The organism is Streptomyces fulvoviolaceus (genome assembly GCF_000718165.1).
Classification (GTDB): Bacteria; Actinomycetota; Actinomycetes; order Streptomycetales; family Streptomycetaceae; genus Streptomyces; species Streptomyces fulvoviolaceus.
Window position 1 is genome coordinate 103819 of the sequence record NZ_JOEY01000023.1, and the last position, 22676, is coordinate 126494.

The window sequence follows — 22676 nt, forward strand, 5'->3', positions numbered from 1 at the left end:
CCAGGCAGGTAAGCATCCCGGCGGATGACGGAGAGGATGAACCGCATCCGCCATACGCCGGGACGGGCGGACGCGGTCAGCTGCCGGTGGAGTAGTTGTTCGTCGCCAGGTTGTTGTCGATCTGACTGACGGCCTGATCGAGGGCGCCCTTCACATCGGCGCCGGCCATGATGTCCATCGCTGTCTTGGAGAACACGGTGGAGATGTAGGGGTAGGCCGGGGTGACCGGGCGGACCACCGCGAACTTCTGCGCTTCCTTGAGGAAGATGTTGAACTGGCCGCCCGTTTCGTAGCCCTTCACCTGCTGCGCTGCCGCGTCGGTGGCGGCGATGGTGTTGGTGGCCTTGGCGAAGTCCACGAAGTACTTCGTCTGCCGGGAGAAGTTCAGGTAGGCCTGAGCGCCTTCCTTGTTGGCGCAGGTCGAGCTCATGCCCCACTGCCAGGAGGCTCCGCCGATCTTCGGTCCGTCTCCGAAGTCGACCGGCGGGAGGATCGCCAGGTCGCTGCCGAACTTGTCGGTGTTGGCCTGGGCGGACCAGCTGCCGTCCCACTGGATGGCGGTCTTGCCGTTGCGGAAGTCGTCGGCGGGACTCTTGCTGGACTTCTGCGGTGCGTAGCCCTTCGTGACCATCGAGCGGAACCACTTGCCCCACTCGACGGCGTTCTCGCCGTTCAGCGCACCCTTGGCGGTCTTGTAGGCCGAGCGGTCGATCAGGTCGCCGCCGAAGCTCTGCAGCAGCGGGGAGTAGGCATACGGCCACCACTCACCGGGGTCGCCCGTGCCGAGGTCCAGCGTGTTCTTGAACTTGCCGCTCGCCTTCAGCTTGGCGAGCGCGTCACTGAACTCGTCCTTGGTCCAGGGCTTGTCGAGGGTGGGGATGCGGATGTCGTACTTCTTCAGGACCGACTTGCGGGAGTACATGGTCAGAGCCACGTCGTAGAACCCGAACCCGTAGGTCTTGCCCTTGTACGTGGCGACCGTACTGGGCAGCTGGTCCTTGACTGCAACCTGACCCTTGGACAGGTCCAGCGGCGCGAGGTACCCGCCCCAGGCCCAGTTCGGCACGTTGGGCCCATCGACGTCGAGGAGGCACGGCAGCTTCTTGGCGGAGGCCGCGGCCACCACGGAGTCGTTGTAGGAACCTTGTGGGAACGCCTGGATCTTGACCTTGTACTTGCTCTGACTGGCGTTGAAGTCCTTGACGACCTGCTTCACGACGCCGTACTCGGCGGCGTTGCCGGCATTGTGCGTCCACAGGGTCAGCGTGTTGCCGTCGGCGCCCGACGAGCCGGTGCTCCCGCTGCCGCCGCACCCGGCCACGAGCGCTGCCGCGGCGAGGGCGGCTATGCTCGACACCGCGAGGCGCCTGGTTCTCGATTCCACTGGGTTCCTCCAAATTCACTGGGCACGGTCCTGACAGGCCGTGCCGGCGGCCGGTGGTGACGGCCGCCTGTATCGGTGGTGCTTCGCCGCTCCGAGGTCAGAGTCGGGGCGGCGAAGCGACCGATGCCCGTGCCACCAGCGGGCAGGGCAGCATTTCCTGAGCAGCCGGACCAGTCCCCTGGCCCTTCGTGCCCGTGAGCGCGAGTAGCTGTGCGACAGCCCGCGCCCCCATCTCGTAGTGCGGCAGGGCGACGGTGGTCAGCCCGGGGAACATGCCGTCACAGATCAGTTCCTGGTTGTCGAACCCGATGACGGACAGGTCGGTGGGGATCGACAGCCCCAGTTCGGCGGCGGCGTGGTAGACGCCCATCGCCATCCGGTCGGCGAAGCAGAACAACGCGGTGGGTCGTTCCGCCGCCTGGAGCAGCGTGAGTGCCGCTCGGTACGCGCCGGCGGCGGAGGCGGTCTCGGCCACCACCAGCCGGGGATCGAAGGCGACGCCGGCTTCCGCGAGGGCCTGTCGATATCCCTCCAGGCGTCCGTGGGTGGCCGGGATGTCGTCGACGTTGTTGAGGAAGCCGATCCGGCGGTGGCCGTGGCGGAGCAGTTCCCGCACCGCCGTCGCCCCGCCCTGAACCTCGTCCGGCACCACCGACGGCACGGACGGGTCGTCCGCACGTGCGTCGAGCAGCACCGTGGGGACCGAGCGCAGCTGCTCCGGCACCTCCACGACCCGGTGGTACATGGACGCGTACAGCACCCCGTCGACCTGGCGCTGAAGCAGCAGTTCGATCTCCCTGCGCTCCAGCTCCCGGTCTCCGCCGGTGTTCAGCATGAGCAGCAGCAGGTCGTGCTTGGCAGCCTCCTCCTGCGCTCCGAGGATGATCCGGCCCGCGTGGGGGGTGGTGGCGATCTGGTCACTGACGAAGCCGATGGTGCTCGACCGCTTCAGCCGCAGGCCACGGGCCAGCCCGTTGGGCGCGTACCCCAGTTGCCGGGCCGTCTCCAGAACACGCTGCCGGGTCTCGGTGTTGATCCGCTTGCCCTCGACCTCGTTGAGGATGTGGGAAACGGTCGTGACCGAGACTCCGGCGGCTGCCGCCACGTCCTTTATCCCGATCCGCCTGCCCATGTGGTGCCCAATCGTTTTGGCAAGTGAGTGCGGGATGAGACTGCGCCTCGGTGGGGGCCCATGTCAACGCCTCGTTACGAATTCGTCGCCAGCGGGTTCAGGAACGTCAGCACGGAGGCGTCCTCTTCGATCAGCGGGGTGAGGGCGGCGTTGAAAGGGCCGCCGTACGGGGCGTTCAGGTGCGCCTGGAACGCGTCCTCGTCCCGGTACACCTCGAAGATCCAGAAGGCGCGCGGGGCAGCTGCCTTGGTGTAGACGTCGAAGGCGATGTTGCCTTCTTCCTCGCGCACCTTCAGGGCGTAGTCGCCGATCAGGCGGGCGACCTCGCCCTCGGCTCCCTCGCGGGCGGTGAACTCGGCGAGCAGGGTTTTCTTCACGGTCTCGTTCTCCTTGTCGGCTGCGGGCGTCACTTGTGGGCGGAGCCGAGGTGCCAGATCACGGCCTTGTCCAGCTTCACCGAGCCGTTCTCGGCGAAGACCTGCACTCCCTGGCTGCCGGGGTCGGGGAAGATCTGGTCGGTGATCGCAGCCTCGCCGCTGCCGCCGAAGACCTCGACGGACGACCAGTCGACGAGGATCCGCAGCTTCACCTTGCCGTTCTCGGCCTTCAGGGGTGCGGTCTGGATGCCGGGGAAGGTGCTGTTGAAGTCGACGGCGCCGGAGTGGGTGCGGTCGACGTACAGCTCCTGTGTCGTGGTGTCGTAGCCGATGACGGTCTCCTCGCCGCCTGCTCCCGTGCGCACCTTCAGGCCGAACCGGTCGGCGTCCTCGAGGGAGAACGTGGCCTGGATGTCGAGCGCCTTGCCCTTGGCCGCGGGGCCGATCAGGGTCTTGGACGCGTTCTTGACGGTGACGTCGGACGCGGACACCGCGTGCGGCTGCCGCAGGGACGCCACGCTGCTCACCGGCTGGCTGATCAGCCGGATGCGGCCGTCGACCGTACGCAGGGCCATCTCCCGGGGGATGCTCTGCGCGCCGCGCCAGGGCGACGTGGGGATGGCACCGCTGTAGTCCCAGTTGTTCATCCAGCCGATCATGTACCGCTTGCCGCCCGGCGCGTTCTCCCAGGAGACCGCCGCGTAGTAGTCCTTGCCGTAGTCGGCCCAGTCGGCGCGCTGCACGACGGACTTCGCGGCCGTGTCGGCGGCGGTGAATTGGTCGGCGAGGAGGTGGCCCCAGCCGGCGGTGTTCATGTCGACGATCTGGATCTGCGCCTGCTTGCCGGCGTAGGGGCGCATGTCGAAGGAGGCCCAGTCCAGGGTCTCGCTGTTGGAGCCGGTGGCACTGCGGACGACCTTGCCGTCGACGATCAGGTTGACGGACGTCTCCTGGGAGACGGGCTGGGCCTGGGTGTCGGAGAGCATGATGTGGTCGACGTTGAGGTGGCCCCAGCCGCCGCTGTTGTCGTCGACGATCTTGATCTGGGCCTTCTTGCCGGCGAGGTCCTTGACGTCCCAGGAGGCCCAGTTGAGTGCCTCGCCGTCCTGTCCTGTGGTGCTGCGGACCACCTGGCCGTCGACGAGGAGTTCGACGGCGGTCGGGTTGTCGGAGCCGACGGGGTGGTTGCCGCCGCCGACCAGGAAGTTGACGTAGTCCTTGTCGATGGTGAACTCGGGCGACGTCAGGGTGCCGGTGGTGGCGTCGCCGTTCAGGTAGCTGTTGACCAGGCCGCTGCCCAGGAAGCCCGAGACCTCCTGCTGGTTGGGGAGGGTGCCGGCGGCAGGTGCGGTGCCGAAGGCGTCCCCGGTGGTCGTCCAGTCGCCGTAGGTGCCGCCCTCGAAGTCGGCGAGGACCGTGCCCGCGGGCGGATCTCCCTGCTCCATGACGGTTCCGTCGACGTGCGGGTGCCGACCGCCGCCGACCTTGAAGTTCAGGTACTTGCTGTCGACGGTGAAGGAGGGCGAGGTCAGGGTGCCGGTGCCGGCGTCACCCGAGTGGAAGCTGTTGGCGAGGCCCTTGCCGTCGAAGCCGTCGACCGTGCCCTGACCCTCCACCGCGCCGGCTGCTGGAGCCTGGCCGAACGCGGTGCCCGTGGTCGTCCACGAGCCGAAGTCGGTGCCCTCGAAGTCCTGTACCACCGTGCCGGTGGGCGGGGTGTAGGTGCCCTTGTCGTCGGCGGTGAACTTCTTGCCGTCGAAGTCGCCGACGAAGTACTGGGCGGCCGAACCGCCCGCGATGCCGCCGGGGTTGATGTTGACGACCAGGACCCACTTGATCTTCTTCTTGTTCCCGTCGACCGCGAGGGGGAACAGGTCGGGGCACTCCCACACGCCGCCCGTCGCGCCGGACGGCCCGAACTCGCTCTGCAGCTTCCAGTCCTTGAGGTTCTTGGACGAGTAGAAGCGCACCTTGTGCTCGGCGGACATCGACACCGTCATCAGCCAGCTCTTCGTCGGCGCGTACCACTGGACCTTGGGGTCGCGGAAGTCCTTGGAGCCGATGTCGATGACGGGGTTGCCCTGGTACTTCGTCCAGGTGCGGCCGCGGTCGGTGCTGTAGGCGAGCGACTGGGCCTGCACGCCCGTGTCCTTGTTGTAGCTGGTGTAGACCGCCACCATGGGCGGGTTCTTCTTCGTGCCGAACCCGGTGCTGTTCTCCCAGTCGACGACCGCGCTGCCGGAGAACACCATCTCCTTGTCGTCGTACGACAGAGCCAGCGGCAGCTGCTTCCAGTGCACGAGGTCCGTGCTCACCGCGTGGCCCCAGGACATGTCGCCCCAGGAGTTGCCGTTGGGGTTGTACTGGTAGAAGAGGTGGTACTCGCCCTTGTAGTACACGAGGCCGTTGGGGTCGTTCATCCAGTTCTTCTCCGGCGTGAAGTGGAACTGGGGCCGGTAGGTCTCGGAGAACGGCGGGGTGTCGGCGGCTGCGGCCTGGGGGGCGAGCGGGGCTGCGGACAGGGCGCAGACGGTCGCCACCGCCGCCATCATCCGTACGCGGGCATGCCGGGATACACGTCTTGGGCTCATGGTGTCTCCTGTGCTGTGGCCGTCCACCGGGCGGAGCCTGTGGCTCTGGCGTGGACCGACCGAAAAGTGACGCCCTGGTCGGCGTCGTCGTCCACGCCGCCGAACCAGGAGTGTCATCGTTGACTTGTGTCATCGATGACATCGAGTGGCCCGATGATGAGCGGAATCCGTCCGATGCGTCAACGGCTCAGGCGGAATTGCCCGGCGCGGCCCACCCGCCCGTCAGGCGCCACCGGCAGCCGCGAGCTGCTCCAACTGCTTCTGCCACGGCGGATTGGGACCGGCGACCGAGCAGGTCAGGGCCGCGACCCGAGTGCCGAACCGGCAGGCTTCCGCGACATCGTCGAGACCGAGACGACCCAGTCGGCCACCGAGGAGTCCGCGGTCGCCGAGGTGGTGCAGCAGGCCGGCGGTGAACGAGTCACCCGCGCCGACCGTGTCCACGACCCGCGTGGCCACCGCGGGCACCCGCAGCCGTTCGCCGTCGAGCGAGGCCAGGGCGCCGTCGGCGCCGAGCGTGATCACGACGAGCCGTACCCCCGCCGCATGCCAGATGTCGCACGCCTGCTCGGGCGGAGTGCCCGGCAGGAGCAGTTTCAGGTCATCCTCGCTCAGCCGCAGGATGTCGGCGAGAGCGCACCAGTGCGCCAGCCGGGCACGGTAGACCTCGGGGCGCACCAGCAGCGGCCGGACGTTGGGATCGATGCTGATGGTGGCCCGCGGAGCCGCCGACGCCAGGAACTCCTCCACCACCGCCCCGCCGGGCTCCCGAACCAGCGCCAGCGACCCGGTGTGCACACAGGCCGTCTCGGACAGATCCACCCTTGCCAGTTCGCCTGGAGTCCACTGCCAGTCGGCCGTGTTCTGCGCATGGAACGAGAACGCGGCCTGCCCCGCGGCGTCCAGCTCCGCCACGGCCAGCGTGCTGGGTTCGGCGGCGGCGACGGCGTACGACAAGTCCACGCCGGACGCCTCCAGATGGGCGCGGAACAGACGGCCGAACACGTCGCCGGACAAGCGGGCGAGGAAACGGGCCGACGTGTCCAGCCGGGCCAGCGCCACCGCCGTATTCGCAGGTCCGCCGCCAGGCAGCACCCGCAGCGCGAGTTCGTTCGAGGCGTTGGCCGGTTCGGTGAAGGCGTCCGCGACGCACTCTCCCAGAACGGTGATCTGACGCGGGCTCATGGGCTGCTCTCTCTCGGAATGGCCCGGAAAGACCGGGCAATTGGGCGGCGCGGCGACACAGCCACTGACCGGCCATGCGGAGCCGACGGCCACGGACGTTGCCGATTTGTGACGAGCAGAGGGCATTGACGTTGCCGGATCCGGAGTCCATCATCCTGGCCAGGCAGTGTCAACGATGACATAAGTCAACGATGACACCCGGGCGCATGCTCTGATCCCAACCCCGTGCCGCCCGCTATCCCACAGGAGTCGATGATGTCTCGCACCACTCGCCTGTCCTCCTCCCTCCTCAGAGTCGCCGCGGTCACGGGCGTCGCGGCCCTCACCCTGACGGCCTGCGGGTCCGGCTCCGGATCGAGTTCCTCGAGTTCCGGTTCCGGCGAGGTCAAGGTCGGTCTGATCACCAAGACCGACACCAACCCGTTCTTCGTGAAGATGAAGGAGGGCGCGGAGAAGGCCGCCAAGGAGAACGGTGCCCAACTGTCCACCGCGGCGGGCAAGTTCGACGGGGACAACGCCGGGCAGGTCACCGCCATCGAGAACATGGTCGCCGCCGGGGTCAAGGGCATCCTGATCACCCCGAGCGACTCCAAGGCGATCGTGCCCGCGATCGAGAAGGCCCGCGCCAAGGGTGTCCTGGTCATCGCCCTGGACACCCCGACCGACCCGGAGAGCGCCGTCGACGCCCTCTTCGCCACCGACAACGTCAAGGCCGGCGAGCTGATCGGCGAGTACGCCAAGGCCGCGATGAAGGGCAAGACGGCGAAGATAGCCGCGCTCGACCTGGCGCCGGGCGTCTCCGTCGGCGTGCAGCGGCACGAAGGATTCCTGAAGGGCTTCGGCGCCACCGACAAGGACGTCGTGTGCGCCCAGGACACGGGCGGCGACCAGGCCAAGGGCCAGACGGCGATGGAGAACTGTCTCCAGAAGGAGCCGGACATCAACGTCGTCTACACCATCAACGAGCCGGCCGCGCTGGGCGCGTACACCGCGCTGAAGGCCAAGGGCCGGGAGAAGGACGTACTGATCGTCTCCGTGGACGGCGGCTGCACCGGCACCCAGGCCGTCAAGGACGGCAAGATCGCCGCGACTTCTCAGCAGTACCCGCTGAAGATGGCCGCCGAGGGCGTCAAGGCAGTCGTGACGTACGCCAAGGACGGCAAGAAGGCGTCCGGTTACACCGACACCGGCGTCACGCTGATCAGCGACAAGGCGCAGGACGGTGTCACGTCGAAGGACACCGCCTACGGCCTGGAGAGCTGCTGGGGCTGAGCGACCCGCCTGATCCGTACACCCCCGCAGCGGGGCGGCCGTCCCTTCCTCCCTGACCGGGGGACGGCCGCCCGCTCGTCCTCTTGTCCTCCGACCAGGAAGGACAACGACCACTGTCTTTCGACAAGGACTTCGCATGACAGCCACGACCACCCCGTACTCGGAGCTCAAAGCACCGACCACGGCCCGCCGACTGCTCACGGCGCCGACTACCGGCCCCCTGGTCGCCCTCCTCCTGGCCTGCGCCTTCTTCTCCCTCTCGACCGACCAGTTCCTGACCGGCGGGAACTTCTCGCTGATCGTGCAGCAGGTCATGGTCGTGGGCACCCTCGCCATCGGACAGACCCTGATCATCCTGACCGCGGGCATCGACCTGTCGTGCGGCGCCGTGATGGCGTTCGGCAGCATCGTGATCGCCAAGATGGCAGCCGAGGGCTCCCTGCCCCCGCTCGTCGCCATCGCTCTGGGCATCGGCGTCTGCGGCGGGTTCGGGCTGCTCAACGGGTTGTTGGTGCAGAAGATCCCGCTGCCGCCGTTCATCGTCACCCTCGGCATGCTCAACGTGGCGTTCGCGCTGACCCACATCTACTCCGAGGAGCAGACGGTCACCAATCTGCCCGGCCCGCTGACGGCCCTCGGGGAGACCTTCCCGCTGGGCCACACGGACATCACCTACGGCTCCCTGGTCACCATCGCCTTGTTCCTCCTCCTCGCCTACACGCTGAGCAGCACCGGCTGGGGCCGGCACGTGTACGCCCTGGGCAACAGCGCCGAGGCCGCCCGGCTGAACGGCATCCGTACCTCCCGCCTCACCATCGGCATCTACACCGTCGCCGGCCTGCTGTACGGCATCGCCGCCCTGCTGCTCATCTCCCGCACCGGAGTCGGCGACCCGCAGGCCGGGCAGACCGACAACCTCGACAGCATCACCGCCGTGGTCCTCGGCGGCACCAGCCTCTTCGGCGGACGCGGCTCGGTCCTGGGCACCTTCATCGGCGTCCTCATCGTCGGCGTGTTCCGCAACGGTCTCCAGCTGATGGGCGTCGCCTCCATCTACCAGACCCTGATCACCGGAGTTCTGGTGATCCTCGCGGTGACCGTCGACCAGCTCTCCCGGAAGAAGGCCCGATGACCGCCACCTCCTCCCCCACGCCCGTGCTGCAGGCCCGCGGCCTGTTCAAGCGGTACGGCCAGGTCACCGCCATCGACGGCGCCGACTTCGACCTGCTCCCCGGCGAGGTCCTCGCCGTCATCGGCGACAACGGCGCCGGCAAGACCAGCCTGATCAAGGCCCTCACCGGCGCGGTGACCCCCGACGCGGGCGAGATACGACTCAACGGCGAGCCCATCACCTTCTCCGGCCCGCAGAGCGCACGCGCCCACGGCATCGAGACGGTCTATCAGGACCTCGCCGTGGCCGCCTCCATGGACATCGCCTCGAACATGTTCCTCGGGCGCGAGCTGCGCCGCCCCGGCGTCCTCGGCAGTGTCTTCCGCATGCTGGACAAGAAGCGAATGCGCCAGGAGGCCGCCGAGCACATGGCCGACCTGAAGATCGGCCTCCGCTCGCTGACGCAGTCGGTGGAGACGCTCTCCGGCGGACAGCGGCAGGCCGTCGCGGTCGCCCGTTCCGTCGCCTGGGCCCGCTCCGTCGTCGTCATGGACGAACCCACCGCAGCCCTCGGCGTCAAGGAGTCCGGCCAGGTCCTCGACCTCATCCGCCGGGTCCGCGACAAGGGCATGCCGGTCGTCCTGATCAGCCACAACATGCCGCACGTCTTCGAGATCGCCGACCGGATCCACGTCCACCGCCTCGGCCGGCGCGCCGCCGTGATCAAGCCCTCCGACTACTCCATGGCCGAGGTCGTCGCCATCATGACCGGCGCTCTCACCGTCGACGCGGCCGGAGATACTGTCGTAGCGGATTCGGAGGCCGCGAAGGCCGCCGGAGTCCAGGCCACCTGACAGCACGACCCCGCTCTCGCAGTTTCCGGCCGAGGCCGCGGCCGGAAACGAGAGCCCTCAGGAGACGGTTTCCTCCATGGCAGCGAACCGCCGCCCTACCCTGGCCGATGTCGCCCGCGAAGTCGGAGTCAGCGCCAAGACGGTCTCCCGAGTCCTCAACGAGGACGGACCCGCCTCCGCACAGACGAGGGAACAGGTACTGGCCGCAGTGGCCAAGCTCGGCTTCCAGCCGAACCTCATGGCCCGCAACATCCGCGTCGGCGGACCCGACACCACCATCGGCCTGGTCATCCCCGACCTCGCCAACCCCTTCTTCGGAGCCGTGGCCCGTGCCATCGAGGACACCGTCCGCGACCGCGGACTGACCCTGCTCATGGGCTCCTCCGCGGACGACCCCGAGCGCGAACGCGCCCTGACGGACAAGTTCCTCGCTCGCCGCGTCAGCATCCTGATCGTCGTTCCGTCCGTCGGCGCCGACCACTCCCACCTCAAGTCCCACCGTACGGCGGGACTGCCCGTGATCTTCCTCGACCGACCCGGAGTCGGCCTCGCCACGGACTGCATCGTCAGCTCCAACCGTGCCGGAGCCCACGACGGCGTCGCCCACCTCATCGCCCACGGACACCGGCGCATCGGCTTCGTCGGCGACCTCCCCCCGAAGCTGTACACCCGCCGTGAACGTCTGGCCGGCTACCGCTCGGCGCTACAGCAGGCCGACATCCTCTACGATCGCTCGCTCGTCGCCAGCGCCCACGACCAGCGGGGGGCCGAAGCCGCGACCGCGCAACTCCTCGGCCTGGCCGATCCCCCCACGGCCTTGTTCGCCGGCAACAACATCATGGCGCTGGGCATCGTCGCCGAACTGGCCCGCAGCAAGCGCAAGGACGTCGCCTTCGTCGCCTTCGACGAGGTGGCGCTCGCCGAGGCACTCGATCCGGCTCTTACGGTCGTCACTCAGGACGCGGAAGAACTCGGCAGAACAGCAGCGGCCACCGCGCTGACCCGCCTGGACGGGGACCGCACTCGAGCCCGCACCATCACCGTTCCCACCCGGCTGATCGTCCGGGGCTCGGGCGAACTCCCTGTCGCCGCGCTGCAGGAAGCGTGACCTGGAGATGGCACTGCCCTGAGAGCCTCGGCCGTTTCTCCCGCACCGTGGTCGGGCGCCGGCCCCTCGATCCAAAGGGCGCGCAGCACCCTGATCGCCGGCCGCCACTCCGTCAACCACCACAGCGGTGTCGGGCAGGAAGGCGCCGAGGCAGCCACTTTGCCGTTGGCGTATGCCTCTACCACTCCGCCCCACCGGGTTGATCCGGTGGGCGGAGTGGTGGGAGATGCGACGTGCGGGTGGGGCGAGTGGGATGTTGGTGAGCCAGATGTCGAGGAAGTAGCGCCGTGGGTCCATTGGCTGTCGGAGCAGAACCCTTCTCTTCGATCGCGCCGTGGCACACGCACGCTGCAGCGCGATCGGGTTCGGGTTCGGGTTCGGGTTCGGGTTCGGGTTCGGGTTCGGGTTGAACGAGGTACCGGGCGCGGTCTCAGCGGCTGAAGACGAGTTCGGCCCGGTCACGCTTGGTGGTGTGCAGGTCCCAGTAGACCGGGGAGATTTCCTCGGGCTGGGCCGTCGGGAATCCGGGGACGACCGACATACCGATCGACACGTCGATGCCGACATGGGCGGCCTGCACGCCGGTGCCGTCCAGCTCCCTGTGCAGGTTGAGCGCCCAGTTCCGCAGCGCCGCAGCAGCGGCGTTGACGTTGCCGACCTGCGGGACGGGGTCGATCGAGCCCGCGCCGGTGGTGTAGAGCAGGGTGCCGGAGCCGACCTCGCGCATCGCCGGCAGGACCGCATGGGTGGCGGCGATGGCGCCGTAGAGCTGGAATTCGATCTCGTGTTGCACATGGGCGGGTTCGGTCTCGATCGGCGTGGTCAGCACAGTGGAGCCCATGGTGCCCACCGGGGAGTACTCCAGGACGTCGATGCCGCCGAACTGCGCGGCGGCATCTTTGAGGGCTTGAGTGAGGGCGTCGCGATCGAGTACGTCCGCGGGGAACGCGGCAGCGGTGATGTCCTCGGCGGTGAGCGTGCCGACGAGATCGTCGAGCTTGGTGCGGTTGCGGGAGATCAGGGCGACGTCGAAACCCTGCGAGCCGAAGGTACGGGCGATGGCCAGACCCAGCTGAGGGCCGGCTCCGACAATGGCGATGCTGGTCACAGCGATCCTTTCGTGGAACGCCGTCCGAGGAGACGGACGGCGTCGAAGAGACGGGAAATTACGGAAAGGGCTATCCGTTTCGAGATCCGGATAGCCCTTTCCGGTTCACTGCAACCACCGTAGCACGAGAAATGGATAGGCCTTTCCGATTGCTAGACTGCCCGTCATGAACCCCGGCGACCAGCACCCCGACGCCCCCGCCGCCCAGCCTGTGCGCAGTGACGTCGAGCGCAACCGCGGCAGGATCCTCGCGGCCGCGCGCTCCGTGTTCGGACGCGACGGCCTGAGCGCCTCCATGGCCTCCGTGGCGCGCGAAACGGGCGTCGGGATCGCCACCGTCTTCCGCCACTTCCCCACGAAGGAGGAGCTGGTCGCCGCCGTCTTCTCCGACCGCATGGACACCTACGCCGACGCGGTCGCCACCGCCCTCGACGACCCCGACCCCTGGCACGGCTTCACCGGCTACATCGAGGCCGCCTGCGCGATGCAGGCCGCCGACAACGGCTTCGCCGACGTCCTGACCATGACCTTTCCCACCGCCAGGGCCATGGAGGAGCGCCGCAACGAGGCATACGAGGGCATGGTGGAGCTCATCGGCCGCGCCAAGGCCACGGGCCGGCTGCGTGAGGACTTCGACCCCTCGGATCTGGTGCTGCTGCATATGGCCAACCTCGGCGTGGTCAACGCCTGCGGCGATGCCGCTCCCGATGCCTGGCGACGCGTCGTCGCGCTGATGATCCAGTCCTTCGAGGCCCCGGCGCGAGCCCCCCTGCCCTCCCCGCCCGAGCACGACGCCCTCTACAAGGCCATGCTCCGCACCGCCCCGGCGGCAAGACCGCGCAGAAGCCCGACCAGAACAGCTGACCCCTGAGCACCCTCCGTCAACTGACGGAGGGTGCTGCCAGCAGGTCCTGGCAGGCGGCCGGGGGGGAAAGCGAGGTTGTGCAACCGGTCGCGGCGGCGGGGCCGGTCCGTCCACACCGACACCACTCCCCCGACGGGCTTGAAGCCGCTCCGGGAGTACCCCAACACCCACGCGGACGGCTTCCCCCGCTTCATGTCCGACCGCGCCGAGGCCGAACGCCGGGAAGGAGACCTTCACCCTCTACTTCGGTGACTTCAAGGGCGGCCCGACACCAGGCCGGCTCGGCCTGCATCCCGGGACGTAGCGCCTCATGTCCATGGTCGCACCGACCCTCGAAGGCATGATCGGTACGGTGGCACCGGGACAATCAGAGGGGCGACGCGACCGTGGGCGAGCAGGCGGAGATCACGACGGCGAAACAGGCCGCGGACCACGAGCTGATCCTGGCGTTCGGCCGGCTGCAGGGCGCGGCCAACCGGCTGGAGTACATCCTCGGCCGGGCGCTCGAGGTGGAGTGCGGCATCAGCCACCTGATGTTCGAGGTGCTGCTGATCCTCGGCCGGGCGGGCGAGCCGGGACTCTCCATGCGGGCCATCGCCCAGGAGCAGGTCCTGACCACGGGCGGCGCCACCCGGCTGGTGGACCGGATGGAGGCGGCCGAACTGGTCGAGCGGGCAGCGGATCCAGGCGACCGGCGCGCGCGCCTGGTCCGGCTGACCGCATTGGGCGAGGAGACCGTCGTACGCGCGTCCCGGGTCCACCTGGAGAACATCAAGCGGTACCTCGTGGACCCCCTGCCCGCAGCGGACCGGAAGCGGTTCTCGGAGGATCTCCGCATCCTCAGCCACACGGCTCGGGATCTGCTGCCCCGCCTGCCCTGACCTGCGAAGTGGCGACACCGTTGGTGTAATGACGTTGCCAGTCGTCCTCGTGTGCCCCACCTCACACGAACCTTGAAATATCTGACTCGTCAGTTACTGTTCTGTCAGATGAATCGCCCGCAACCGGCGGGCGCGCATCCCTGCCGAGGTCCTCGATGAAGCTCGTCTATGTCTTCGACGCCTACTGCGGCTGGTCGCACGGGTTCTCCGGAACACTGAGCGAAGTCGCTTCCCGTCACCCCGAACTGCCGGTCGAGGTCGTCTCCGGCGGCCTGTTCACCGGGTCGCGCCGGGTACCCGTCCGCGAGTTCGGCTATGTCCAGGGCGCGAACGCCAAGATCGCCGAGCTGACCGGCGCCGAGTTCGGCGAGGCGTATGAGCGGCTGATCGCCGACGGCTCCTTCGTGATGGACTCGGAGGCCGCCGCGCGCGGTGTCGCCGCCCTGCGCCAGGCCGCACCGGCCCGCGCCGTGGAGCTGGCGATCGCCCTGCAGCGGGCCTTCTACGTCGACGGCCTGAGCCTGTCCGAGGCAGCCACCTACCGGAAGATCGCCGAGGAGGCCCGACTGGATGCCGACGCTGTGGTCACCGCCTTCGAGGGATCCGAGGTTCGGGTCGCGGCGGGCGCCGACTTCCACCGGTCCGCCTCGCTGGGCGTCACCGGCTTCCCCACGCTGCTGGCCGTCGACGGCGACTCCGTCACTGCCGTGGCCCACGGCCACGGCACCGCCAACGAGATCGACCAGCGGCTCGCGGCGCTCCCCACCCACTGAACCTCCCGCTCCCCACTCCCTCCCCGCAAGGAGTCATCGATGAGCACCCTCTCCTTCAAGATCCTCGACCTGGACTTCCCGGCCGGCAGCAAGAACAAGACCGCCACCCTCGTCACCGGCGAGCACGAGGCCCTCCTGGTCGACGCCGCCTTCACCCGCGCCGACGGCCACCGCCTCGCCGCCGAGATTCTCGACTCCGGCAAGAAGCTCACCACCGTCTTCGTCAGCCACGCCGACCCCGACTTCTACTTCGGCGCCGAAGTCATCGCCGACGCCTTCCCCGACGCGACCTTCGTCGCCACCCCGATCGTCATCGAGCACATCCAGCACTCCTACGAAGGCAAGCTCAAGGCGTGGGCCGCGCTCGGCCCGAACCTGCCCACCCGGCTGGTCGACCTCACTCCGCTGACCGGCGACCTCACCCCCGAGGGCCACCGCTTCGAGCTCAAGGGCGGCCCGGCCGCGCTGCCGGACCGCCACTACCTGTGGCAGGCCGAGCACCGCGCCCTCCTCGGCGGCGTCCTCCTCTTCCAGCAGGAGCACGTCTGGGTAGCCGACACCCCCACCCCCGGCGACCGTGCCGCGTGGATCGACCTGCTGGACGAAATGGCCGCCCTCGACCCGGAGTTGGTCGTCCCCGGCCACCGCCTGCCCGCAACCCCGGCCGACGCCTCCGCCATCACCGCAACCCGCGAGTACCTTCTGGCCTTCGAGGAGGAGCTTGCTACGGCGGCCGACGGTGCGACGCTGACTGAGGCGCTGGTCAAGCGTTACCCCGACAACGGCATGCTGATCGCCGCCCAGATCGGCGCGAAGGTTGCCAAGGGAGAAATGAAGTGGGGCTGACCATGGCCGAGTTCGCGACCTCCACGGCCCCCGCCGATGTCGTACGGCGTCAGTACCTGGCGTCTGCGGCAGGTGACTTGGAGGCCCTTCGGGCCACCCTCGCCCCCGACGTCGAGTGGACGGAGATGGCCGGCTTCCCCCTCGCCGGCACCTACCGCACCCCTGACGGCGTCACGTCCCACGTGATGGAGAAGCTCGGCCAGGACTGGGACAGTTGGACCGCCCACGACGACACCTACGTCGTCGACGGCGAGAACGTCGTCGTCCTCGCCCGCTACACCGCGACCAACAAGGCCACCGGCAAGCCGATCGACATCCGCGTCGCCCATCATTTCGTGGTGCGTGGTGGGCTCATCGTCCGCTTCGAGCAGTTCGTCGACACCGCCCTCGTCCGCGAGGCGATGGCTGGCTGAGCGGTTCGGATCCGGGCGTCGGCCACACGGGGCGTGGGCGACTCGCCCTCGGTAACGACGCCCGGATCAACCGCGTGGACGAACCGGACGACCATGTCTGACGGCCGAACGGCCAGGTGGGCCACCTCTTTGGGCGGCCTGTGCGCCGAGAGCGGGACACTGTTCCCTTGACCGGTACGCGGACACTGAGCACCGCGCCGGAAGTGACGGTCGGGCTCCTCACCCCGTACCGGGCCGTGGTGACGAAGAAGCGGTGGTCGCCGAGATGCGGGCACACCGACGTGGGGTGCGGGGCACGGACGGTCACGGTGTGGAGCAGGCGGCCGTCGGGGATGCGATCGACTCCCCTCCGACTGCAGCGGGCTCGCGGTCAGGCCGGCGGGACGCAACCGCGTCCACGGCACTCGCGTCGATGTCGGCGGAGGGCGACAGCGGTCCCGGATTCAGCGAAGGCACGGGCAGTGGCCAGGCCCGTTCCGGAGCCGACACCGGTGACGAAGGCGACCTGACTGCCGGCCCGGTTCTCAGCCGGCAGCCCCGTGGACCGCAGCCCATGCCGCGCAACCAACGGATGAATCACTCGGAGACACCGTCGGCCTGGACACGGCCGCGCCGCCCCGGCCCCTGTACGGCCCCTGGGTCATGGCATCGGCCCTCAGGGCAGTCGCCCGTACGGAGAGCGGCAACCTCGATCACGCGCTCCGCCGCAGGTCAGAGGGGTGGGAACTCCCCCGTCCACGGCCGGACCCCAAACCGGCGAGCAGCGGATTGAGTCCGTTCAGGCAAAGTTGACGATCCGACACTCGGCGCAGGCCACTCAGCAGTCACAGCGGCGCGCGATATACAATCGATCATGTATATTGATATACATCACCGTGTACATGAGGAGGTCATCTTGAGCCGCACTGTCATCGACCTGGACGACGAGGCACTGGAAGCCGCCGCCAAGGAACTCGGCACCACCACCAAGCGAGACACGATCAACACCGCCCTGCGCGAGATCACCGCCCGCTACCGGCGCCTGCGCGCGCTCGAAGACGCCCGGCAGCTGGTGGCCGAAGGCGCCCTGGACATCGACATCCTCCTGGACAAGAGCCAGTACCGGCCGTGACAGTCGCCGACTACCTCATCGACACCTCCGCCCTCGCCCGCGTCCTGCTCGGCCAGAACACGACCGAGTGGGAGGACCGGATCACCGGTGGACTCGTCGCGATCTGCGACATCACGGAACTCGAGGTCCTCTACTCCGCCCGCTCGGCCGGGGACCACGCACGGCTGAAGGCGGCACTCGACGCCCACTACGCGTGGTGTCCGATGCCCGACGGCATCTACCGCCGCTCCCGCGTGATCCAGGAGCAGCTCACCGCGAAAGGCGAACACCGCAGCGCCGGCCCGGTCGACCTCCTCGTCGCCGCCACCGCCGAAGAGGCAGGACTCACCCTGCTCCACTACGACCGCGACTTCGACACCATCGCCCGGACGACGGGGCAGCCGGTACGCGCGATCGATCTCAAGTAGCAGAGCCCCCGCGGGCGCTCGCTTGGAATCTGCTGACGCGGACACCAACTGGCCGTGACCGCGCCGTCATGCGGGCGAAGGACGTCGGCGACTCCACATCGTCGGCGTCCGCGAGCACTGTCGCCTGCGCGACTGGCAGGCGACGTACACCGAGCATCCGCAGGCATACGCACACAGCCCTCGGGAGCGGCGCGGTACGCAGCGAACACCTTCCGTGCCGCCGACGCCCACACGGTCCTCGAACTCGGTGCCGGACACAGCAGGGACGCGCTGTTCATCGCCCGTAATGGCTTCACCGTGCACGTCACCGACTTCAGCACCACCACACTCGGCCAACTCAGCGCCGCGGCAAGAAAGTCCGGCCTCGCCGACCGGGTCACGGCCGCCGTCCACGACATACACGACCCGCTGCCGCCACCCGACGCTTCGGTGGATGCCGCGTTCGCCCGCATGCTGCTGAAGTCGGTGGCGTGGACGGTCCGCCACACCAGCGACGCACTCCTCCATCGGCGTCGACGTCTCCCACGGCGAGAACATCGATGAACTCGGCGGCTGCCCCGTGGCACTTCCTCCAGGAAGGCGAACTGCCGCGTCGACCATGGCGGAATCACCCAGACCAAGCGACAGCCGACGACGCTCTACGGCGAGGTGGGCGCCCGCTGCGGCGCGGCCTTCTGGGAGGGCCACTCCCTGCTGCTCGGCGCCCCGCTGGAAGCGGCGGCGGGCCATGGCCGGGGGGCACGCGCGCCTGGCTCAGGGGGCGCCGGCTCGCCGAGGCGGGCGGCAGCGGAATGCTGGTCGGCCTCGCCGACGCCACCCGTCCGCCCGGTGGCGGCTCCGAGGCTCCGTACGGTTCCCCGGACCGCGCCGAACTCACCCAGCGGCTGGCCGCCCTGACCGCCCGGGAACTGGAGATAGCCGAACTGGTGGCGCACGGGCTCACCAGCCAGGCCATCGCGGACCGGCTCTACGTCAGCCGGCGTACCGTCGAGACCCATGTCTCCCGCGCTTTCCGCAAGACCGGGGTCTCCTCGCGTACCGCCCTGGCCACGCTGATGGCCCGCCGCCGCACCGGGAGCCGTTTCGGGGACGCCCGCGCGGAGCAGGACTGAGCGTGGCCCAGGTGCCCTCGGCGTTGATCAGTGAGCCTCTGCGAACCGGCCACCGCGGTCTCGGCCGGGAAGCTGCCTACCTGACGTCGACGAAGTCGCCGGGCGCCGTCGCGGAGCCGGTCGTGGTGGTGCCGGCGAACACGAAGCGGTAGTAGCCGTCGGAGCCGGCCTTGGTGGTGGTGCTCAAGGTGCCGGTGCTGCTGGTCTTGACCGTCTTGAGGGTGGTGTAGGTGCTGCTGCCCTTCTTGCGGAACTGCAACTTCACCGGCTGGGTCGCGTATCCGGCGTACTTGCCCGTGGTCCAGTTGGCGCGACTCAGCTTGCCCGTGACCGTAATGGTTTTGCCCTTCTTCACCGGCTCCGGGGAGGCGTTGGCGGTCAGCTTGGCGGCACGCTTGATCTTGGTCCTGGCGACATCGTCGTCGTAACTGGCGTTCGCGTAGAGGTCGTAGGCGCCCAGGAAGAGTTTCCAGGTCCCCGCGGTGCCGTTGCCGTCCTTGAAGGCGACCGCGGGGTCGATGGTGAAGATCGTCTTGCAGCTGTAGCTGTAGCCGTTCTGGACCGGCGTCTCCGTGCAGGTGGGGTAGTCGTCCGACTCCAGGCCGCCGGTGATGGTGTCCGTGCTCGAACTGTCGGTGCCCTGCCACAGGAAGGCCTGGGTGATGGCTACACCTTCCTCGTCGAAGGCGGTGAACGTGACGGGAACGGCCTTCTTGCCCGTTACGCCGAGAACGATGTCTTTGCCCTTGTTGACGACTCCGTTCTTGAATGTGGTGCCGCCCAGCGCGTCCTTCGGCTGGACGCTCTGCGAGGCGAAGGCTCTGAGATCCGTCGCCGCCCCAGGGTGCTCCGCTGCCTGGGCGGCGCCCGGAAGAACGAGCGCCGAGAGTACGACGGCGCCGGAAAGGACGGTGGCCGCAGTGCGTATACGCATGTGATTCCCCCAAGGTGAGGTCGGGTGGCCCTGCCGAACCTGCCTTATGGCAGGGCCCGTTGATGTGGTGAAGAGGGCGGTGCCCGCCCGGATCCCGCGGAAGGGGCTCAGGGCGCGGGAGAGCGGAGGACGTCGTCGATGTCGAAGCTGTGGTCGGGCGTCGGGTAGAGGTCTGTCGGGTAGAAGTCCGTCGGCTGGGAGCCCGGTGTGGGTACATCGGCCGGGTCGGCGGTGGGCTTGCCGTCCGGGCTGCACACGTGCGGTGCCGAGGGTTGGGACAGTTCGTGGTCGGCGACCCGCTGCGACCGGAAGTCCACAGTGGCGCGACCCCAGAGGTCCTCTCCGCCGCCGACCTCGACCTCCTTGGGCAGTTCCTTGCTCGTCAGCGGCTTGCCCACGGTGATCGAGAGGAGGGCGCCCTCGCAGGGGCTGCGGTCCGTCGCGTAGAGGGACGCGGGCAGGGCGATCTTCTGCTCGACGCTCGCGTCCGTATGGAGTTCGACGCGCTTCACCCGGCGGATGTCGAAGTAGTAGTCGGGTCGAGTCCCGTCCGAGAGCCGATCGCCGTCGGCGCCGTTCGCGACTCCGTACACCAGTTTCCAGAACTCGACCTGCACGGTGATCTTCCGGCAGAGCGGCCCGTTGTACCCCGGCAGGCTGGAAACCCTCAGCCCGTCGCTCGCATAGTTCTCCTTGGGCGTGTCGACGACGAGCCGAACCCAGTCCCTGGATTCCTCGGCCGTCCACCCCTTGTTGTCGTGGCAACCGGACGCCCCGGTCGGATACGGAGGAGTGAGAGACGGGGTCGGCGAAGGGCTCGACGACTCGGTCACCCCCGTCGCGCTCTCGGACGGGTCCCCGGAAAGGGAGGTGCCGTTGGCGCTCGAACAACCCCCGGTGAACAGGACGACCACGGCGAGGGCCGCGACGACAGGCACGACGGAGTCTTTCCGCCCGGGTATGCGCCTCGGTACGCACCTCATCGGTCGAACCGGTTCCTGGCTTCCACGGTGCTGAAGCCCCGCAGCACGACGAGGGCGAAGGCGATACCCGCCTGGCCCCATACCCCCACCAATGCCGGCCTGACACTCTTCGGCATCTGCGCTCTCACGCTCGGTGTCGTCATGAACGCAAGAAAACGGCATATGTGCCAGGGACACGTCGGTAGGAGTACGTAGACCATGTACGTATGTGCCATCGCCGCCCGACCGCACGGTCGAAGCGCCCCTGGACGCGGCCGGGCGTCGGCATGCCGCCTGGTACTCGACTGCCTTGCGCGGTCCTTGTCCGTCGGTTCCTGCCCTTGTGGTCCCTCCGTGGTCCCTGCCGCTCCTTGAAAGCCTGCCCCGATACGGAGTCCCGGACGTCGCTCCAGCTCAGCGGATGCGGTCGGCCCATGTCGCAGCTGATTCAGTTTTCAGCGGCATGCAGGCTCCTCCCTGGGTGCCGGACAGAGCCTCATGACCGTCCGGAGTCACGGTCCCGATTTCGCGTTCGGCCGGTCCACCGTGCTGCAGCAGGATCACAGACGCACGTGACCTCTCGGCTGTGAGCAGCGGATCGGGGAACGCCTTGGCAAGGGTGACGGCCGGCCCAGGTGCGGAACCGTCGGGTCCAGGGCCGAGTCTGAGGTCTATCCCCGTTCAGGCGCTCCTGGGAATCCTCCGACCGCTCGCTCGAACGCGCGGGCCGCCCGCAGCACGGTCGGCTCGTCGAACTGGTTGCCGACCAGCATCATGCCGACGGGCAGGCCGTCGACCACGCCCGCAGGCACGCTGATCGCCGGGTGCCCGGAGGTGTCGAACGGTGCCGTGTTGCCGAGCATGTCCACCGCGCGACGGACGTGCTCGCGCAGCGGCGCATCGGGGGCGGGGAGGCGGGTCGCCCGCATCGGGGTGGTCGGCAGGCACAGCAGGTCCACCTGGGTCAGCGCGAGGTCGTAGGCGGCGCGCAGGACCGGTGCGAGGTTCTGTGCCTTGGCGTAGGACGTGGCGTCGCGCTGCTCGATCATGTACTGCCCGAGCAACGCGATGTACTGGACGCTGGGTGAGACCTCACCGAAGTGTTCACGGCGGCCTGCCGCGTACGCGCTCATCACCGACGGACTGTAACGGCCACGGTGGTTGAGTCCGTATCCGTTGCCGTGCATCATCTGCCAGACCGCGCCGTCGGTCGCGATCACGCTCCACACGGCCATACCGAGATCGAGGTGTTCCGGCACCGAGATGTCCACGATCTCGGCACCCGCGGACGCCAGGTGCTCCGTCGCGGCTCGGACCGTGTCGTCGACCTCGGCCTCGCTCCCCGGTTGTCCGAAACCCTCCCGTACGACCCCGACGCGCAGCCCCGCGACGCCGCTGTCGAGCCCCTTGGTGTAGTCGCGTGCCGACGGCAGCCCCACCTGACGCGGGTCCAGCCCGTCCGCTCCTGCGATCACCGACAGGAGCAGGGCGGTGTCGGTCACCGTCAGCGCCATGGGACCGAGGTGGTCGAGGGTCAGCTCGATGGGGAAGGCCCCGGTGTAGGGAACCAGCCCGTGGGTGGGTTTCAGCCCGACGATTCCGGACCAGGAGGCGGGCATACGGACCGATCCGCCCTGGTCACCGCCGACGGCCATGTCGACCTGCCCGGTCGCGACGAGCACCGCGCTGCCCGAGCTGGAGCCGCCGCTGCTGTGCTCGGGGCTCCAGGGGTTGCGGACCGGCCCGGACGCCGCGGTGTGGCTGCCCCCGGAGAAGCAGAGGTCCTCGCACACCGACGTACCGGTGATGGTGCCGCCGGCCTGGAGGACACGACGTACCACCGTGGCGTCCTCGTCGGCGATGTACCCCTCAAGAGTCTTGGATCCGTTGGCCATGGGCAGGCCGGCCACGGCGACATTGTTCTTGATGGCCAGGCGCTTGCCCGCGAGCGGGCCTTCGGCGGACTCCGTGATCTCGGCACACGCCGCCCAGGCTCCCAGCCCGTTGTCATCGGGGGACGGACGGCTCCAGGCACGGGCCGGCGCCTGCGGGGCTCTCGCGGCCCATTCCCGGTCCACGGTCTCGTAGCTCGCCAGACCCTCGTCGATCAGCCCGCCGAACTCGGCCAGGGCGTCATCGGTCAGAGTGATGCCGAAGTCCTCGGCGATCCGCCGCAGTCGCTCCGGCGCGGGGCGCTCAATGGGCACGGTCGTCTCCTCGTCTGTTCCGAATCCTCATACGCCGAAATGC

General features: G+C 68.7%; 22 protein-coding genes and 1 pseudogene. 14 read left to right on the forward strand and 9 right to left on the reverse strand.

Annotated features, from left to right (window positions below):
• Positions 1-76: 76 nt before the first annotated feature.
• The 5 genes from IG08_RS0124700 to IG08_RS0124720 all read right to left on the reverse strand — a co-directional run bounded on the left by IG08_RS0124700 (position 77) and on the right by IG08_RS0124720 (position 6669).
• The gene (locus tag IG08_RS0124700; RefSeq protein WP_234342969.1) at positions 77-1357 is read right to left on the reverse strand and encodes an extracellular solute-binding protein; all 1281 of its coding nucleotides are present in this window, start codon (positions 1355-1357) and stop codon (positions 77-79) included.
• Positions 1358-1481: 124 nt separating this feature from the next.
• Positions 1482-2516, reverse strand: coding sequence for a LacI family DNA-binding transcriptional regulator (locus tag IG08_RS0124705; RefSeq protein ID WP_030606236.1), 1035 nt, complete (start codon positions 2514-2516; stop codon positions 1482-1484).
• A gap of 74 nt (positions 2517-2590) precedes the next feature.
• The gene (locus IG08_RS0124710; RefSeq protein ID WP_030606238.1) at positions 2591-2893 is read right to left on the reverse strand and encodes a putative quinol monooxygenase; all 303 of its coding nucleotides are present in this window, start codon (positions 2891-2893) and stop codon (positions 2591-2593) included.
• A gap of 29 nt (positions 2894-2922) precedes the next feature.
• Positions 2923-5484: a GH32 C-terminal domain-containing protein gene (locus IG08_RS0124715; protein ID WP_030606240.1), complete on the reverse strand. Its 2562-nt coding sequence runs from the start codon at positions 5482-5484 to the stop codon at positions 2923-2925.
• Positions 5485-5706: 222 nt separating this feature from the next.
• A complete protein-coding gene (locus IG08_RS0124720) occupies positions 5707-6669 on the reverse strand; it encodes a carbohydrate kinase family protein (RefSeq protein ID WP_030606242.1) in 963 nt (320 codons plus the stop codon).
• A gap of 255 nt (positions 6670-6924) precedes the next feature.
• Between IG08_RS0124720 and IG08_RS0124725 the strand changes: the two genes are divergently transcribed.
• The 4 genes from IG08_RS0124725 to IG08_RS0124740 all read left to right on the forward strand — a co-directional run bounded on the left by IG08_RS0124725 (position 6925) and on the right by IG08_RS0124740 (position 11014).
• Entirely contained in the window at positions 6925-7941 is a 1017-nt protein-coding gene (locus IG08_RS0124725; RefSeq protein WP_030606244.1) for a sugar ABC transporter substrate-binding protein, read from the forward strand.
• A gap of 136 nt (positions 7942-8077) precedes the next feature.
• Positions 8078-9073 (forward strand): ABC transporter permease, encoded by a 996-nt coding sequence (locus tag IG08_RS0124730; protein WP_030606246.1) that lies wholly within the window; start codon positions 8078-8080, stop codon positions 9071-9073.
• Positions 9070-9906, forward strand: coding sequence for an ATP-binding cassette domain-containing protein (locus tag IG08_RS0124735; protein WP_030606248.1), 837 nt, complete (start codon positions 9070-9072; stop codon positions 9904-9906). The genes IG08_RS0124730 and IG08_RS0124735 overlap by 4 nt, the downstream gene beginning before the upstream one ends.
• 76 nt (positions 9907-9982) lie before the next feature.
• Positions 9983-11014, forward strand: a complete 1032-nt coding sequence (locus IG08_RS0124740; RefSeq protein WP_030606251.1) for a LacI family DNA-binding transcriptional regulator — start codon at positions 9983-9985, stop codon at positions 11012-11014.
• A gap of 430 nt (positions 11015-11444) precedes the next feature.
• On the opposite strand, the gene IG08_RS0124745 is transcribed toward IG08_RS0124740, so the two are convergent.
• The gene (locus tag IG08_RS0124745; RefSeq protein WP_030606254.1) at positions 11445-12122 is read right to left on the reverse strand and encodes an SDR family NAD(P)-dependent oxidoreductase; all 678 of its coding nucleotides are present in this window, start codon (positions 12120-12122) and stop codon (positions 11445-11447) included.
• Between the two features lie 166 nt (positions 12123-12288).
• Here IG08_RS0124745 and IG08_RS0124750 point away from each other — a divergent pair, with 166 nt between their 5' ends.
• The 10 genes and pseudogenes from IG08_RS0124750 to IG08_RS55955 all read left to right on the forward strand — a co-directional run bounded on the left by IG08_RS0124750 (position 12289) and on the right by IG08_RS55955 (position 18530).
• Positions 12289-12993: a TetR/AcrR family transcriptional regulator gene (locus IG08_RS0124750; RefSeq protein WP_030606257.1), complete on the forward strand. Its 705-nt coding sequence runs from the start codon at positions 12289-12291 to the stop codon at positions 12991-12993.
• Positions 12994-13086: 93 nt separating this feature from the next.
• Positions 13087-13291 (forward strand): annotated as a pseudogene (locus tag IG08_RS61535) (ABC transporter substrate-binding protein); the annotation flags it as partial.
• An 82-nt stretch (positions 13292-13373) separates the two neighbouring features.
• Positions 13374-13868, forward strand: a complete 495-nt coding sequence (locus tag IG08_RS0124755) for a MarR family winged helix-turn-helix transcriptional regulator (RefSeq protein ID WP_030606260.1) — start codon at positions 13374-13376, stop codon at positions 13866-13868.
• Between the two features lie 155 nt (positions 13869-14023).
• Positions 14024-14641 (forward strand): DsbA family protein, encoded by a 618-nt coding sequence (locus IG08_RS0124760; protein WP_030606263.1) that lies wholly within the window; start codon positions 14024-14026, stop codon positions 14639-14641.
• 39 nt (positions 14642-14680) lie between these two features.
• Positions 14681-15487, forward strand: a complete 807-nt coding sequence (locus IG08_RS0124765) for an MBL fold metallo-hydrolase (RefSeq protein WP_030606266.1) — start codon at positions 14681-14683, stop codon at positions 15485-15487.
• Positions 15488-15489: 2 nt separating this feature from the next.
• On the forward strand, positions 15490-15900 hold the full coding sequence (locus tag IG08_RS0124770) for a nuclear transport factor 2 family protein (RefSeq protein ID WP_078655738.1): 411 nt from the start codon (positions 15490-15492) through the stop codon (positions 15898-15900).
• Positions 15901-16795: 895 nt separating this feature from the next.
• Positions 16796-17011, forward strand: coding sequence for a type II toxin-antitoxin system VapB family antitoxin (locus tag IG08_RS0124775; RefSeq protein ID WP_030606272.1), 216 nt, complete (start codon positions 16796-16798; stop codon positions 17009-17011).
• A complete protein-coding gene (locus IG08_RS0124780; RefSeq protein WP_030606275.1) occupies positions 17008-17418 on the forward strand; it encodes a PIN domain nuclease in 411 nt (136 codons plus the stop codon). The genes IG08_RS0124775 and IG08_RS0124780 overlap by 4 nt, the downstream gene beginning before the upstream one ends.
• A gap of 54 nt (positions 17419-17472) precedes the next feature.
• Entirely contained in the window at positions 17473-17961 is a 489-nt protein-coding gene (locus IG08_RS57385) for a class I SAM-dependent methyltransferase (protein ID WP_158812274.1), read from the forward strand.
• Between the two features lie 248 nt (positions 17962-18209).
• Positions 18210-18530, forward strand: a complete 321-nt coding sequence (locus tag IG08_RS55955; protein WP_052424868.1) for a response regulator transcription factor — start codon at positions 18210-18212, stop codon at positions 18528-18530.
• 76 nt (positions 18531-18606) lie between these two features.
• On the opposite strand, the gene IG08_RS0124790 is transcribed toward IG08_RS55955, so the two are convergent.
• The 3 genes from IG08_RS0124790 to IG08_RS0124805 form a co-directional block, all read right to left on the reverse strand.
• On the reverse strand, positions 18607-19464 hold the full coding sequence (locus IG08_RS0124790) for a hypothetical protein (protein ID WP_030606279.1): 858 nt from the start codon (positions 19462-19464) through the stop codon (positions 18607-18609).
• A 107-nt stretch (positions 19465-19571) separates the two neighbouring features.
• Positions 19572-20402, reverse strand: a complete 831-nt coding sequence (locus tag IG08_RS0124795; protein ID WP_234342970.1) for a hypothetical protein — start codon at positions 20400-20402, stop codon at positions 19572-19574.
• 695 nt (positions 20403-21097) lie between these two features.
• A complete protein-coding gene (locus tag IG08_RS0124805; RefSeq protein ID WP_030606285.1) occupies positions 21098-22633 on the reverse strand; it encodes an amidase in 1536 nt (511 codons plus the stop codon).
• Between the last annotated feature and the right edge of the window lie 43 nt (positions 22634-22676).